Genomic DNA, 16,955 nt, shown 5'->3' on the forward strand with positions numbered 1-16,955 from the left:
GAATTCAGAATCCAGAAGGTTTGAATGAAGTATATAGATCATAAAATATTACTGCTTTTATTAACGGCGCTGGCCAGCATAGGATCGTTTGCCCAGCAAACAGAGAAACTATATTTATCCGGCACGGGCAATGACCATACCGTAAACTGGGACTTCTTTTGCACGGAAGGACGCAATGCCGGCAAGTGGACCACTATCCCGGTGCCCTCCTGCTGGGAATTACAGGGCTTTGGTAAATACAATTATGGATTTGATAAGGACAGTGTGCGGGGAAAAGAAAAAGGACTGTACAAGTATTCCTTCCGGGTGCCTGCCCGATGGAAAGACAAGATCATTAAGATTGTTTTTGAAGGGAGCATGACCGATACAGAGGTAAAGATCAATGGTCAGTTGGCCGGACCTGTACATGAGGGTGCTTTCTATGCTTTCAAATATGATATTACAGCGTTGCTGAAGCCCGATGCAGATAACCTGCTGGAAGTAACGGTGGCCAAGCATTCGGCCAATGCTTCTGTGAATGAAGCGGAGCGCAAGGCCGACTTCTGGCTATTCGGCGGCATCTTCCGGCCGGTATATCTGGAAGCATATCCGGAATGCCGCATGGAAGAGGTTGAAATAGATGCAAGGGCCAACGGAAGGTTTTTTGCTTTCCTGAATATATTCCGGCCACAGCAGGCTGATAAGTTAATATTACAGTTGTATACTATTGATGGAAAGAAATTTGGCCCTGCTATCAATGCGCCGTTTAATATTAGATTTGGTCTTACCTGGATTGATACAGCTTTTGTAAATCCAAGGCTGTGGTCACCCGAGTTTCCCAATCTGTATGATGCTGTATTCACGCTATGGAAAAATGGCAAACCGGTGCACACGGTGAAACAGCGCTTTGGTTTCCGTACGGTAGAGGTAAAGGAGCGGGATGGCATTTATGTAAATGACGTGAAGGTGAAAATGAAAGGGGTGAATCGTCATTCCTTCTGGCCCACCTCCGGCAGAACAACCAGTAAGGCCATCAGTATCCAGGATGTATTGCTGATGAAGGAGATGAACATGAATGCCGTGCGCATGAGCCATTATCCGCCCGATGATCATTTCCTGGATGTATGTGATTCACTGGGTTTATTTGTGATGGATGAACTGGCCGGTTGGCATGGTCATTATGATACGCCTACGGGTAAAAAGCTGGTAGAGGAAATGCTGGCGCATGATGTGAACCACCCTTCCATTATTTTCTGGGCCAATGGTAATGAAGGAGGGCACAACTTTGAACTGGATTCTCTTTTTGTAAAAGGTGATATACAATTGCGTCCTGTTGTACATCCCTGGCAGTTATTTGGTGGTTTTGATACACAACATTACCGGGAATATAATTACGGCATCGGTAATTACAACAATGGCCGTGAGATCGTCATGCCCACCGAGTTCCTGCATGGCTGGTACGATGGTGGCCATGGTGCAGGCCTGCAGGATTACTGGGAAGCCATGTGGCATGATCCCTTGTCGGCCGGTGGTTTCCTCTGGGATTTCGCCGATCAGGGTGTTGTAAGAACGGATAAGAACGGTGAACTGGATACGGATAAGAACCGCGGCGCCGATGGTATCCTGGGGCCTTACCACGAAAAAGAGGGCAGCTTTTTTACCATTAAAGAAGTATGGAGCCCCGTATATGTAGAGCGCCGGGAGATTACGCCGGCCTTTGATGGTAAGTTCCGCCTGGAGAACCGTTATTTCTATACCAATATCAACCAGTGTTCTTTTCAATGGACATTGGCAAAATGGGAGGGAGGTAAACGAGTGGATGTAAAGGGCACCGCCGTAGCCCCCAATATAAAACCTGCGGGGAAAGGCATATTGAGTGTGGCGCTGCCTGTTAACTGGAAGCAATACGATGTATTATACCTCACGGCCTTTGATCCCTACAAAAGAGCATTGTTTACCTGGAGCTTTCCCATTGTACGTCCCGCTGCTGTAGCTGCTGCATTGGTTGATACAACAGGGAACGGCGCCGTCACTATCACTATAGCTGACTCTTTGTACCAGGTGACTGCCAATGGTATTCAGCTTGTCATTCACCAGCGCACAGGACTACTTACCAGTGTACGCAACGCCAAAGGCGTCATCCCTTTCAATAATGGACCGGTATTACAGGAAGGCGTTAATAATTTTAATGGTTATACGCATCGTTTTGAGGGACAGCAATTGGTTATTACTTCCACCTTCGATAGAAAGAACAGCTTCAATACGCTGGAATGGACTATCTATCCATCCGGCTGGGTGAAAATGCAGGTGAACTATTTCCCCGAAGCATACTTTACCACATTGGCAGGTGTCAACTTTTCTTTCCCTGAAAGCGATATGAAAGCAGTAGAGTACATGGGCAGCGGTCCTTACCGTGTATGGAAGAACCGTATGAAGGGCACGCAGTTTGGCGTGTGGCGTAAAGACTATAACAATACAGAAACAGGCGAAGCGCCCTGGAAATACCCGGAGTTCAAAGGCTATCATGCCAATCTATACTGGTGTAAGTTCATTACCAGTACGCAACCCTTTACAGTGGTGACGGAAAATGAAGATATGTTCCTTCGCTTGTTTACCCCTGCCTGGAAAGAAGACCAGTGGAAGAATTATATGCTGTACTTCCCTTCGGGCGATATCTCTTTTATGCAGGGCATTGCCGGCATTGGCACCAAAACACAAAGGAATGAAACGACCGGACCAATGGGTACTCGACATATCTACTACGATTATGAGAAAGACAGGAGCCGGGCAAAGGAACTGGTGTTGTATTTCAATTTTAATGAAGCACAATAATGAATAACAAACATCTATATAGGTTACTAACTTTGTTCCTGCTTTGTACAGGGATCATGTCCGTGCAGGCGCAGGAAATTAAAGTAGATAGCCTGCGTTGTGAGATGCTGACCGATCCGCAGGGCATTGATGTTACCACACCCCGCCTGAGCTGGATAACAATAGCTCATTATCAGCGCCAGGTGGTACAAACTGCATACGAGATCATCGTGGCTTCCACCCCGGAAAAGCTGGCGGCCAATACCGGTGATATCTGGAACAGTGGTAAAGTATCATCTGATCAATCTATTCACGTTCCTTACGGCGGTAGGCCATTAACCAGCCGCACAGCCTGCTACTGGAAAGTAAAAGTATTTACCAATAAAGGAACCACTGCATGGAGTGAACCGGCGCAGTGGACAATGGGATTGTTGAAACCTACAGACTGGAAGGCCAAATGGATAGGATATGATAAAGCATCCCCTTGGGATAGTGTTACCCAGTTCTCCCGGCTTTCGGCCCGTTATTTCAGGAAAGCGTTCACATCACGGGCTGCTGTAAAAAGGGCCACAGTATATATAGCTGGCCTGGGTCTGTATGAACTGTATATTAACGGACAGAAGATCGGTGATCAGGTGCTGGCGCCCAATCCTACCGACTACCGGAAGTCGGTGTTGTATAATACGCATGATGTAACCAGGCAGCTTACAAAAGGAGCGAATGTAGTGGCTACGGTATTGGGCAACGGCCGTTATTTCACCATGCGGCAGGATTACAAACCCAAAAAGATCAACACATTTGGCTATCCCAAAATGCTGTTGCAACTGGAAATAGAATACACGGATGGTACGCGCAAAACGATCGTGAGCGATGAAAGCTGGAAGCTGCAGGTAGATGGTCCTATCAGGACTAATAACGAGTATGATGGAGAAGAATATGATGCTGCCAAAGAGCTTCCCAACTGGAACAGGGTGAATTATAATGATGCCAGTTGGAGGAAACCGCAACTGGTGAAAGCGCCTGAAGGAAAGATAGTGGCGCAGATGAGTGAGCCAATGCGGGTGATGAAAACCATCCGGCCGGTAGCTGTTAAAAAAGCGGGGAATGGGAACTACATCCTGGACATGGGCCAGAATTTTGCTGGCTGGATAAAGATGAGGGTATCCGGTAAGCGTGGTTCCACCGTGCAACTGCGTTTTGCAGAAAGCCTGCAACCCAATGGAGAGCTGTATGTGGCCAATCTGCGTGATGCGAAAGTAACAGATGTCTATACCTTAAAAGGAGAAGGCGTTGAAACCTGGAAGCCTTCTTTTGTATACCATGGTTTCCGGTACGTGGAAGTAAGTGGTTACCCCGGTGAGCCTACCTTTAGAGATTTTGAAGGGCAGGTAGTATATGATGCCATTGCCACTACCGGATCATTCAATTCATCTAATGCAACCTTGAACCGCATCTGGCAGAATGCCTGGTGGGGTATTGCTTCCAATTATAAAGGCATACCGGTGGATTGCCCGCAGCGCAATGAACGGCAGCCCTGGCTGGGCGATAGGGCTACCGGTGCTTTGGGCGAGAGCTTCCTGTTTGATAATGCCGCACTCTATACCAAATGGCTGAATGATATTGAGCAATCGCAAACAGCAGAAGGCGCTATTCCCGATGTGGCCCCTGCTTTCTGGAATTATTACAGCGACAATGTAACCTGGCCGGGCACCTATATACTGGTAGCTGATATGTTGTATCGCCAGTATGGAGATAAACAACCCATTATTAAGCACTATCCTTCCATGAAGAAATGGATGGGGTACATGCAAAAGAAATACCTGAAAGAATTCATCCTTACCAAAGACAAGTATGGCGACTGGTGCGTACCGCCGGAATCACTGGAGTTGATCAAATCGCGCGATAGTATGCGTACCACCAAAGGAGAGTTGATTGCCACCGCTTATTACTATCGTCTGCTACAGCATATGCAGCAATTTGCGAAACTGGCTGGCCGGGAAGCCGATGTGCAAGCGTTTGCTGCACTGGCCGGAAAGATCAAAGATGCTTTCAACAGCCGTTTCTATAACGTCAAGACAAGGAACTACGACAATAATACGGTAACCGCTAACCTGTTGCCTTTGTATTTCGGCATTACGCCCGATAGTGCCAGGGAACAGGTGTTCAATCATATTTACAATAAGATCAGGATCGAGCACCATATGCATATCAGTACGGGTGTCATTGGTACGCAGTGGCTGATGCGGGGATTGTCGGATTTTGGGCGTTCTGATATTGCTTATACATTGGCATCTAACACTACTTATCCCAGTTGGGGATACATGGCGGCCAATGGCGCTACCACCATCTGGGAATTGTGGAATGGCAATACGGCCAATCCGCAGATGAATTCCCAGAACCATGTGATGTTACTGGGAGACCTGCTCACCTGGTATTATGAAAACCTGGCGGGTATCCGCTCTGATGATACGGAAGTTGGCTTTAAGAAGATCATTATGAAACCGGAGATCATTGACGGGATTAACCTGGTGGCTGGTGTTTACTGCGGTCCTTATGGACATATTATCAGCGTTTGGAAGAAAGACAGCGTGAATGCCAGCTTTCATTGGGAAGTTACTGTGCCGGCCAATACAAAGGCCCTGATCTATATTCCGGCTGATACGGTCAGTAATGTGACGGAAAACGGCCGGCCTGCTGTACAAAGTGAGGGGGTGCGATTCATAAAAGTAGCAGGCAGGTACCTGGTGTTTGAAATTGCATCCGGTACTTATGAGTTTGTTGCACAGGCGCCCTTTAAAAAAGGTATTGTAAAAGATCAGTTCATTTTTGAACGTGCCGGTTTCCCTGAAAGCCATGCTGCCACGATTGTGGAGACACCCAAAGGATTGATCACGGCCTGGTTTGGCGGCACCAAAGAGGGGAATAAAGATGTGTGTATCTGGACCAGCCGCCTGGTGAATGGTCAATGGACGGAGCCGGTAAAAGTGGCTGATGGTGTAATAAATGACACAACCCGTTATCCCTGTTACAATCCTGTACTATACCAGGTGCCCAATGGCGATTTGTTATTATTTTATAAAATAGGTTCCCGCGTGGCTACCTGGAAAGGGTATATGAAACGGTCAACCGATAATGGCCTCACCTGGGGCGAAAGGGAAGACCTGCCCGAAGGGTTCCTGGGGCCTGTGAAGAATAAGTCCATCCTGATCGGTAATGAACTGTTCTGCGCTTCCAGTACCGAAGGCAATGGATGGAAAGTACATTTTGAAGTGACGTCCGATTGGGGAAAGACCTGGCGAAAGATCGGTCCTATCAATGATGGGAAAACCATCAATGCCATACAACCCAGCATACTCACCTATAAAGATGGCCGCCTGCAGGTATTATGCAGAAGCAAGAACAGATCAGTGATAGAATCCTGGTCGGCTGATGGTGGTAAAACATGGTCGCCGGTAGCAGCTACTGCCTTACCCAATAATAACTCGGGTACGGATGCCGTAACATTGAAAGATGGCCGGCAGTTGATCGTGTATAATCACGTGAAGCCGGCAGCCAGTCTGCCCAATGGTAAGGGGGCGCGTACACCGTTGAATGTTGCTATCTCTGAAGATGGTAAGATCTGGTCGGCAGCGCTGGTGCTGGAAGATTCACCCATCAGTCAGTATTCTTATCCCTCCGTCATACAATCAGCCGATGGCATGGTGCACATTGTGTATACCTGGCGGCGGGAACGGATAAAGTATATACAGGTAGATCCAACCAAACTTGAACTAAAACCTATTGTCAATGAAATATGGCCGGGCGTTAAATCGGGTCAGCTTAATGCGAGTGAGGATTAGGAAGCAAGCTTCGAGCTGTGGGCTGCGAGCTTCGAGCCGTAAGTACGGAATAGCTGCCATTGTATGCAGATCTCTGTTGCTTATTGTGTTGTTGCCTTCGGTGTTATCTGCACAGGAGAAGACCGATAAACGATATAAGATTGCGTTGATTGACCTGATGTTGCTGAAACGCCAGAAGTTAGGCGCGCTGCAGCTTACCAAAGACCTGGGAGCTGATGGTGTGGAAGTGGATATGGGCGGACTGGGTAAGCGCTCTACGTTTGATAACCAACTGCTGAATGATTCTGTACGTCAGCTTTACCTGGATAAGATCGCAGCACTCAATATTGAAATTCCTTCCCTGGCTATGACAGGCTATTATGCCCAGTCATTTTGCGAAAGGGAAGAGTACAAGCAAAGCATTGCAGACTGCATTAAAACCATGCAGTTGATGAACGTGAAGATCGCTTTCCTGCCGATGGGCGTACAATGTGACCTGATCAAGCGCCCCGACCTGCGTAGTAAAGTAGTGGAGCGTTTGAGAGAGGCTGGTAAGATGGCGCAAGCGGCGGGTGTAGTGATCGGGATTGAAACGCCTTTATCCGCGAAGGAACAGGTAAAGCTGCTGAAGGAGATTGGTTCACCGGCTATCAAGATCTATTTCAATGTAGCGGATGCCCTGGGCGCTGGGCGCGACCTGTACAAAGAACTGCAAATACTGGGGCGTACCCGTATTTGCCAGATACATTGTACCAATAAGGATGGGGTATGGCTGGAAAATGATCCGCAGGTGGATATGAAGAAGATGAAGGCCACCCTTGATAAAATGAAGTGGCGTGGCTGGCTGGTGGTAGAGCGCAGCCGCGATGCGAAGCAGGCTACCAATGTGAAGGCGAATTATGGTGCGAATACACGCTATTTGAAGACAATCTTTCAATGAAACACCTCAGCATATTATTAGTCTTACTGTTGATTGCATTACTGCCTTTCAAGGGTATTACTCAGATATGGGTGGCAGTAGATGGATCAGACAGGAATCCCGGTACAGCCACGCAACCCAAGGCGTCGCTGCAGGCCGCTTTGCGGCAGGCCAGGGAATTGCGTCGCCTGCAGGATCCTGCTATTGGTAATGGCATTCGTATTATCCTGAAAGGAGGCGTATACCGTCTGCAGGAACCGGTATTCATCAGGCCTGAAGATGCGGGTTCTGCTGCCAGTCCGCTATTCATAGAAGGAGCACCCGGCGAACAACCCATTTTGAGTGGAGGTATTACCGTGAGTGGATGGAAAAAAGCGACGGGTAATCTGCCGGGCTTGCCGGCTGCGGCCAAGGGCAAGGTATGGGTGGCTGATGCGCCGCAGAATGGGGATGCAATAATAGATTTCCGCCAGTTGTATGTAAATGATAAAAAAGCTATACGCGCCCGTGACCGGGATACAGATAGCATGAACCGTATCCTTTCCTGGGACCCTATCAATGAACAGTGTTGGATACCTACCCCAAAAACGCCTGCACTGCTTACTGCAGCGGGTACAGAAATGGTTATTCATCAATGGTGGGCCATCGCCGTATTGCGCATCAGCAAGATGGAAGTGAGGGGCGATAGTACCCGGCTGAGTTTTTATCAGCCCGAAAGTCGTGTGCAAAGTGAGCATCCCTGGCCGGCGCCCTGGATCTCCAAACAAAGTGGCAACTCTGCTTTTTATCTTGCCAATGCTATACAGTTCCTCAATACGCCGGGCGAGTGGTTCCTGGATAAGCAGCAACGCAAGCTGTATTACTGGCCATTATCCGGTGAGGACATGACTACTGCACAAGTAACAGTTCCTTACCTGGAAACGCTGCTAAGGGTAGAAGGAACAGCCGGCAATACAGTATCCCACGTGCATATCAAAGGGCTTTCTTTTCAGCACAGCACCTGGCTGCGGCCTTCGCAGCAGGGGCATGTACCCTTACAGGCAGGCATGTATTTGCTGGATGCCTATAAACTGAAAATACCCGGCACGCCAGATAAGAAAGGACTGGAAAATCAGGCCTGGATAGGGCGGCAGCCGGCAGCAGTACGACTGGCATTTGTAAACAATACTTCTTTTAATGGTTGCCGTTTTGCCCGGTTGGGCGCTATCGGTATTGATTATGTAAAGGGAACGGACAGGGATAGCATTACCGGCTGCCTGTTTACCGATATCAGTGGTACTGCCATACAAGCCGGCACTTTTTCGGAAGAGCCTTTTGAAACACACCTGCCGTATAAGCCTTCCGATGAAAGGGAATTGTGCAGGAACCTCACGATTGGTAATAACCTGATCAGTAGTACTGCCAATGAAGACTGGGGCTGCCCGGGCATTAGTGCTGGTTACGTACGGGACATCAATATCCATCACAATGAACTGTGCGAACTCCCTTATTCCGGCATCTGTGTAGGGTGGGGGTGGACAAAGACTCCCAATGCTATGCGCAACAACCGCATTCATGCCAACTATATCCACCATTACGCAAAGCACATGTATGATGTGGCAGGCATTTATACTTTGTCGGCACAACCCGGATCGCAGATTACGAACAACCGGATAGACAGTATTTATAAAGCCCCCTACGCACATATTCCCTCGCATTGGTTTTACCTGTATACCGATGAAGGCACTGCTTACTATACGGTGAAGGATAACTGGTGCCCGGCAGAGAAGTTTTTACAGAATGCCAATGGTCCGGGTAATGAGTGGGTGAACAACGGCCCCCTGGTACAGGACAGTATTAAGGAGTCAGCAGGTTTGCAGGCCGCTTATAAGCATTTGCTTAATGAGATACCTGCCACGTTTAGCTGGCAATCCATCAATAGGGATTCATCGCAACAAATAATTATCGAGATGGTGACCGATTCGGCGCACCAGATCACCCCCGGGAAGTTGAAGGAATTGTTGAGTTTAACCCATATGTCCATGACTGTATACAAATGGAAAAATCATTGGATCATCTTTACAGAAAATACCATGCCGCCGCGCTTGTGGCAATTATCTCTTCAGCATCTTTTTGCCGGTGTTAGAGTAAAGACGTACGATAATCCTTTTTATGTTTTTAATCGTACTAAATGTGCCGATGCGGTCACTGCCCCGGAATGGGATCATATAATACTCACTGCCAACCTGGTGGCAGATGAACAATTACAACAGGAGTATATTCAGTACCATGCCACGCAATACCAGCAATGGCCCGAAGTGAGTAAGGGGTTTTGTAATGCACAGTTTCAGCAATTGCTGTTATTCAGGAATGGACGTCAGCTTATGCTGGTGATCAGTATTCCCAAAGGAGCTAGTCTGGATACCCTGAATCCTAAAACAACGGAAAACAATCCCCGGGTAGATGAGTGGAACGCATTGATGAAAAAGTACCAGGAGGGAATAGAAGGAACCGCAAAAGGGGAGACGTGGGTAATCTTAGAAAGGCAGTGGTAACGACCTGATTAAATATAACACTATAATATTTGTAATTCATCATCATGTTAAACCTTGGTATTCTCGGATTGGGAGAAGGGCGCAGCACCATGTCGGCAGCCCTGCAAAGTAAGAAATGGATATTGAAAAAGATCTGTGATGTAAAGGAGGAGCTGTGTCTTCAACGCAGCAAGGAATTTGACTTTCCTCATTATACTCTGCGCTATGAAGATATGCTCAATGATCCCTCCATTGATGTGATCGCTATTTATACGCCGGATAAGTTTCATGCCGAACATATTAAGCAGGCCCTGTTGCATAATAAGCACGTAGTGTGTACCAAGCCGCTGATAGATGACCTGTCGAAGGCGGCAGCATTACTGGCTTTACAAAAGCAGACTGGTAAGCGCGTATTTGTAGGACAAAGCTCCCGCTTCTTTGAACCGATGAAGCGTCAGCGGGCAGATTATGAAGCCGGCGCCATCGGCGAGCTGGTAACCGTAGAGGCCTATTATCATGCCGATCACCGGTGGTTCCTGGGCAAGGGATGGTCGCTGGAAAAAGCATTCAAATGGTTGTATGGCGGACTGAGTCACCCGGTAGATTTTATACGCTGGTACCTGCCGGAGATTGAAGCCGTGATGGGCTATGGTATGCTGAGCCCCAATGGCAAGGCCGGTGGCCTGCAGAATGAAGATACCATGCACTTTATTTTTAAGGCAAAAGATGGACGCATTGCCCGGGTGAGCGGCGTGTACAGCGGCCCCGTGCAACCGGTGATCCGCGACAGTGAGATGAGCTGTATCCTGCGGGGGACAGAAGGTTGCAGTCAGGGTGATTACATGGACCTGCGCTATGCCATTACCGATAAAATGGGTGAAGAGAAGATCGTTACCTGGGAACACAAGCTGAAACATTATTTCCGGTTTGAAGGCAAGAGCCACCATGCCGGTGAATACCAGAACTACCTGGAATATTTTGCTGATTCCATTGAGCAGGGTTTTACAGCCTATCCTGATCTGCAGGAAGGGATTGGGACGATTGCGGTGCTGAAGGCGATGGAGCAGTCTTTGGAGACGGGACTTCCTGTGAAGATATCTTCCATCTGGAAGTCATGATATAAACTAACGATTGCATGAGTAATATTTTAGACAAGCTTCAACCCATTGATTTCATCATTGTAGGCGTGTACCTCCTTATCCTGCTGATCATTGGCTACAAAGCCAGTTTTGGGAAGCGTAAACAGGATGAAACGCTTTTCCTAGCTGGTAATTCACTGGGCTGGGCCAGTATCGGCTTCAATATGTGGGGCACCAATGTGGGGCCTTCCATGTTACTGGCTTTTGCCAGCATTGGGTATAGTACAGGTATTGTAGCAGGCAACTTTGAATGGTATGCCTTTGTATTCCTCTTCCTGCTGTGCATGGTGTTTGCGCCGCGCTACCTGGCCGCCAGAGTATCTACCATGCCAGAGTTTATGGGTAACCGCTATGGCGATTCCACCCGCAATATGCTGGCCTGGTACGCACTGATCAAGATACTGATCTCCTGGCTGTCGCTGGGTTTGTTTGCCGGCGGCTTCCTGGTGCGGCAGATATTGAATATTCCCATGTGGCAATCGGTGATTGTGTTGGTATCGTTTGCCGGACTGTTTGCTTTTGCCGGTGGATTGAAAGCCATCGCCAGGGTGAATGTATTCCAGATGATCCTGCTGATTGTGGTATCGTTACTGCTCACTATTATCGGGGTACAAAAAGTAGGCGGTATTGAGGTGCTGTTTCACAAAGCGCCACCGGAGTACTGGAATCTTATTCATGCTGCCGATGATAAAAATTATCCCTGGCCTGCTATTTTATTGGGGTATCCGGTAGCGGCCGTGGCCTTCTTTTGTACGGATCAGGCCATGGTGCAATCTGTATTGGGCGCCCGCAACCTGGAGCAGGGACAGTTGGGCGTGAATTTTATCGGTTGGCTGAAGATCCTGTCGCTGCCTTTGTTTATTGTGCCCGGTATCCTGTGCTTTGAGTTGTTTCCCAACCTGGCCAATCCCAATGAAGCGTATATGACGATGGTGACCAATTTATTCCCGCCCGGTTTAAATGGTTTGGTGATCGTGGTGCTGATCGCTGTACTGGTAGGTACCATTGGTTCTTCCCTGAATTCCCTGAGTACAGTGTTTACGATGGATATTTACCGCAAGAAGATCAATCCCGCTGCCACCAACCAGCAACTGATACGCGTGGGGAGGATGACGGTAGCCGGTGGATGTTTATTTGCTATTGTGATGGCATTGGCCATTGACAATATTAAAGGACTCAACCTTTTTGATGTATTCCAGTCGGTACTGGGTTTTATTGCGCCGCCGTTGTCGGTGGTATTCCTGCTGTCTGTTTTCTGGAAACGTACTACGCGTAAGGCGGTCAACTTTACTTTGTCGGTGGGTTCTGCTTTTAGTTTGGGTGTGGGCGTATTGTACCTGTGGGTGCTTACGCCGGATAAATATCATTTCTGGCCGCATTACCTGTTGTTGTCCTTTTACATTTTTGCCGTGTTGTTCATCATTGCGGTATTGATCACCTTGCTGGACAGGCAACCGGTGACCAACGGGCATGCAGAGGGCGAATTACCTAAGCCTACCCGGCGGGTGTGGACGTTATGGATATTACTGATCATTGTTATGATCAGCCTGTATATTTTCTTTAATGGTCATCATTAACAATTATATCTATGAAATATAGATTGCTGACTATCCTGTTTATTGTTTCCTGTGCTTTGAGTACTTATGCCCAGCAAGCCACCTGGATCTGGTATCCCGGTGATTATGAAATATGGCTGGGCAATAAGATGCAGAACCGCCGTACGGAGAAAGGCGCTTTCTTTCCACCCTTCTGGCGTATGGATGCCCATTATGTATTGATGGACTTTCACAAGACATTTGACCTGGCTGCCCCAGAAGAAGTGGAAATAGTTGCAGAGGGAAGTTATAATGTGAAGCTGGATGCGAAGATGCTGCCCGGTACACCCACTAAGATCACGGTGCCGGCAGGAAAACATAAGATCAATATTAAAGTGCATAACCAGGAGAAGGTGCCGGCTATTTATGTGAAGGGCCGCACGATTGTATCGGACGCTTCCTGGCTGGTAACTTATGAAGACAAAGAATGGATTGATGAAACCGGCAAGGTGAGTGACCAAAGCGGTACTACCTGGCTGCAGGCCGGTAGCTGGCATTTCAATGACCCGCAGACAAAACCTTCCGCTTTCGTTCTGAGCACAACCTTGCAACAGCCGGTGCATACAGAAATAAAAGGCAACAGCCTGTTAATTGATTTTGGCAAAGAGACTTTTGGTTGCATACAATTGAACGGAGTAAGTGGCAAGGGACCTGTGACCATTTATTACGGAGAGTCGAAAGAAGAAGCACTGTCGCCGGAAGGATGTGAAACAATGGACAAGCTGGACATCAACAATGCTGCTAAGGGGCCGGTGGTGACCACACTCTCCAAAGCATTCCGGTATGTGAACATTCAGTATGATCCCGCTGTGAACATTGACTCGGTATCCATGTGGTATGAATTCCTGCCGGTGCAGGAGCGGGGTGGCTTCCGTTGTTCTGATGAACAGTTGAACAAGATCTACGAGGTGGCTAAGTACACGTTCCACCTCAATACCCGCGAGTTCTTTATTGATGGCATTAAGCGCGACCGGTGGGTATGGAGCGGAGATGCTTACCAAAGCTACCTCATGAATTATTATCTCTATTTTGATGAAGCAGCGGTGCGCAGGACCCTGTATGCCCTGCGGGGAAAAGATCCTATCAGCAGCCATATCAATACGATCATGGATTATACCTTTTACTGGTTCCTGGGCATCTATGATTATTATACCTATACGGGTGATAAAGCATTCCTGCAGCAATTGTATCCCCGCATGCAAAGTCTGATGGAATATTGCCTGGGCCGGCGCAATAAGGATGGATTGATGGAGGGGCTGTCCGGCGACTGGGTATTTATTGATTGGGCAGATGGCCTGAGTAAAAAGGGAGAAGTGAGCTTTGAGCAAATGCTGCTATGCCGCAGCCTGGAAACAATGGCCTTGTGCGCGCCTATGGCCAATGATACTGCAGGTGCAGCACGATATCAGAAGCTGGCTGCTGAGTTAAGACAGAAATTGTTTTCCCTTTACTGGAATGAATCGAAACAGGCGCTGGTGCACAGCCGGGTAAATGGTACGCCTACTGATAACGTGACCCGCTATGCCAATATGTTTGGTATCTTCTTTAATTACTTCAATGAACAGCAAAAGCAAGGCGTTAAGAAGAACGTATTACTAAACGACAATATCCAAAAGATCACTACCCCTTATATGCGTTTCTATGAACTGGAGGCGCTGTGTGCGATGGGAGAGCAGCAGTACGTGCTGAAGGAAATGAAGGATTACTGGGGCGGTATGCTCAACCTGGGCGCTACTTCTTTCTGGGAAGAATATAACCCCAATAAGAAAGGCGTGGAGCACTATGCCATGTATGGCAGGCCGTTTGGCAAGAGTCTGTGTCATGCCTGGGGCGCCAGTCCGCTCTACCTGCTGGGCCGGTATTACCTCGGTGTGCAGCCCACTTCGCCGGGTTATAAAACGTACACCATTACACCGGTATTGGGAGGATTGCAATGGATGGAGGGTAAGGTGCCGGTGCCGGGTGGGGAAGTAAAACTGTATTGCAGCACCACGCAAATAAAAGCGACCGGGGCTGCGGGGGTGGGGGCGCTGCGCTTCAGCAGCAAAACCAAACCGGTATGTAAAACGGCTGTGATCACCGCACTGGGTAATAACCAGTATGAAATGACCGTGCAGGCCGGAATGGATTACGTAGTTGCCTATAAAGCCCTGTAAGTATGATCAGACAAATAATAGCGGTCGCCCTGTTGGTAGCGGCTACCACCGCCGGGCAGGCGCAATCAAAAGCACTGGTGAATACCAGCGGGAGCAAATATGCGAAGCTGTATGCGCCGGGGCTGGATGAAGTGCGGTGGACGACCGGGTTCTGGGCAGAGCGCTTTGCCGTGTGCCGGGATTCCATGGTGCCGCACCTGTGGAATACCTATATGGATGCGCGCATCAGTCATGCCTTTAAGAATTTTGAAATAGCAGCGGGGTTAGATACCGGTTCCCATAAAGGACCCTCTTTTCATGATGGTGATTTCTATAAAACATTGGAAGCAGTGGCGGCGATGTATGCGGCGACCAAAGATCCGGGGTTGGATGCCATGATGGATAAAGCCATTGCAGTGATTGCGAAAGGACAGCGGGAAGATGGCTATATCTATACCAAATCGGTTATAGAACAAAAGCGTACCGGTGAGCGTAAACAGTTTGATGACCGCCTCAGTTTTGAAGCCTATAATGTTGGTCACCTGTTGACGGCCGCCTGTGTGCATTACCGGGCTACCGGTAAAACCAGTTTGCTGGACGTGGCAAAGAAAGCAGGTGATTTCCTGATCGGGTTTTATACCCGCGCTACGCCTGAGCAGGCGCGCAATGCTATTTGCCCTTCCCATTATATGGGCATTATAGAATTGTACCGGGCTACCCGTGAAGCGCGCTATTTATCATTGGCCCAAAAACTCATTGATATACGCGGACTCACAGAAGGAACAGATGATAATTCGGACCGTACGGCTTTCCGGAATATGCAAAAAGTGGTGGGGCATGCGGTACGGGCCAATTACCTGTTTGCCGGTGTGGCGGATGTGTATGCCGAGACCGGTGATAGCACTTTATTGCCGGCGCTTTACCGTATGTGGGACAATGTGGTGAACCATAAGATGTATGTAACCGGCGGCTGCGGTTCCCTGTACGATGGGGTGTCGGTGGATGGCACTTCTTATAACCCGGATACGGTGCAGAAGGTGCACCAGGCTTATGGGAAGGATTACCAGTTGCCCAACCTGAGCGCCCACAATGAGACCTGCGCCAATATCGGAAATGTATTGTGGAACTGGCGTATGCTGCAACTGACCGGCGAGGCGAAGTATGCCGACATCGTAGAGCTGGCATTGTACAACAGTGTGCTCTCCGGCGTAAGCATGGACGGCAATCGATTCTTTTATACCAACCCGCTGGCTTTGTCGCAGGATTATCCTTACCAGTTACGATGGATGGGAGGGCGGCAATCTTATATTGCTTTGTCAAATTGTTGTCCGCCCAATACAGTACGTACCATGGCGGAGGTGAGTAATTATGTATATAGTCTGGCCGATTCTTTTGTGCAGGTGAATTTGTATGGAGGTAGTGAATTGCATACAACATTGCGTAATGGTCATTCCATTACCATAAAACAAGAAACCGATTATCCGTGGAGCGGCAGGGTAAAGATCAGTATCAATGGCTTACCGCCTTATGGTATTGCGGTACGGGTACGTATTCCCGGTTGGTGCAAGCGATTCAGTATTAAGTCTGGTGGTACTAAGTATTATACCATGGACAATGGCTATGCGGTCATAAAGCATAAGTGGAATGGTACTAATGATGTAATTATATTGGATATGGACATGCCCGCTACATTACTGGAAACGCATCCGTTGGTAGAGGAAACGCGTAACCAGGTGGCGGTAAAGCGTGGCCCGGTAGTGTATTGCCTGGAGTCGGCCGACCTGCCTGCCGGCGCGCCCGTATTTGATATTGCCCTGCGGGCGAATATCAAACTGAAGCCGCAGCCCATGCAGGTAAATAAGGGTAACCTGATGGCGTTGACGGGAACGGCCCGGCTGTTACAAAATACCAATACTACCGGCAGCCTGTACCGGGCAATCAATACGAAAACCAAACCCGTGGCTATTAAACTGATTCCCTATTATGCCTGGGCTAACCGGGGTAAGACTGATATGACGGTGTGGATGCCGGTGATAAGGTAAGGGA

The 16,955-nt window shown here is 48.5% G+C and carries 8 protein-coding genes; all 8 read left to right on the plus strand.

What is annotated here, in order from left to right; translation table 11 throughout:
* Positions 1-24: 24 nt before the first annotated feature.
* The 8 genes from HB364_RS13080 to HB364_RS13115 all read left to right on the plus strand — a co-directional run bounded on the left by HB364_RS13080 (position 25) and on the right by HB364_RS13115 (position 16,951).
* Positions 25-2,811, plus strand: coding sequence for a glycoside hydrolase family 2 protein (locus HB364_RS13080; protein WP_167288417.1), 2,787 nt, complete (start codon positions 25-27; stop codon positions 2,809-2,811).
* Positions 2,811-6,629, plus strand: coding sequence for a family 78 glycoside hydrolase catalytic domain (locus tag HB364_RS13085; protein WP_167288418.1), 3,819 nt, complete (start codon positions 2,811-2,813; stop codon positions 6,627-6,629). The genes HB364_RS13080 and HB364_RS13085 overlap by 1 nt, the downstream gene beginning before the upstream one ends.
* 85 nt (positions 6,630-6,714) lie before the next feature.
* On the plus strand, positions 6,715-7,548 hold the full coding sequence (locus tag HB364_RS13090) for a sugar phosphate isomerase/epimerase family protein (protein WP_317170713.1): 834 nt from the start codon (positions 6,715-6,717) through the stop codon (positions 7,546-7,548).
* A complete protein-coding gene (locus tag HB364_RS13095; RefSeq protein ID WP_167288420.1) occupies positions 7,545-10,061 on the plus strand; it encodes an L-rhamnose mutarotase in 2,517 nt (838 codons plus the stop codon). Before HB364_RS13090 ends, HB364_RS13095 begins: the two co-directional genes overlap by 4 nt.
* A 44-nt stretch (positions 10,062-10,105) precedes the next feature.
* Positions 10,106-11,158 carry a Gfo/Idh/MocA family protein gene (locus HB364_RS13100; protein WP_167288421.1) on the plus strand — a complete coding sequence of 351 codons (1,053 nt, stop codon included), beginning with the start codon at positions 10,106-10,108 and terminating at the stop codon, positions 11,156-11,158.
* 17 nt (positions 11,159-11,175) lie between these two features.
* Positions 11,176-12,756, plus strand: a complete 1,581-nt coding sequence (locus tag HB364_RS13105; protein WP_167288422.1) for a sodium:solute symporter family transporter — start codon at positions 11,176-11,178, stop codon at positions 12,754-12,756.
* Positions 12,757-12,767: 11 nt separating this feature from the next.
* Entirely contained in the window at positions 12,768-14,930 is a 2,163-nt protein-coding gene (locus HB364_RS13110) for an alpha-L-rhamnosidase-related protein (RefSeq protein WP_167288423.1), read from the plus strand.
* Between the two features lie 2 nt (positions 14,931-14,932).
* Positions 14,933-16,951: an aceric acid hydrolase gene (locus HB364_RS13115; protein WP_167288424.1), complete on the plus strand. Its 2,019-nt coding sequence runs from the start codon at positions 14,933-14,935 to the stop codon at positions 16,949-16,951.
* The last annotated feature ends 4 nt before the right edge of the window (positions 16,952-16,955 follow it).

Source organism: Paraflavitalea devenefica, assembly GCF_011759375.1.
Lineage (GTDB): Bacteria > Bacteroidota > Bacteroidia > Chitinophagales > Chitinophagaceae > Paraflavitalea > Paraflavitalea devenefica.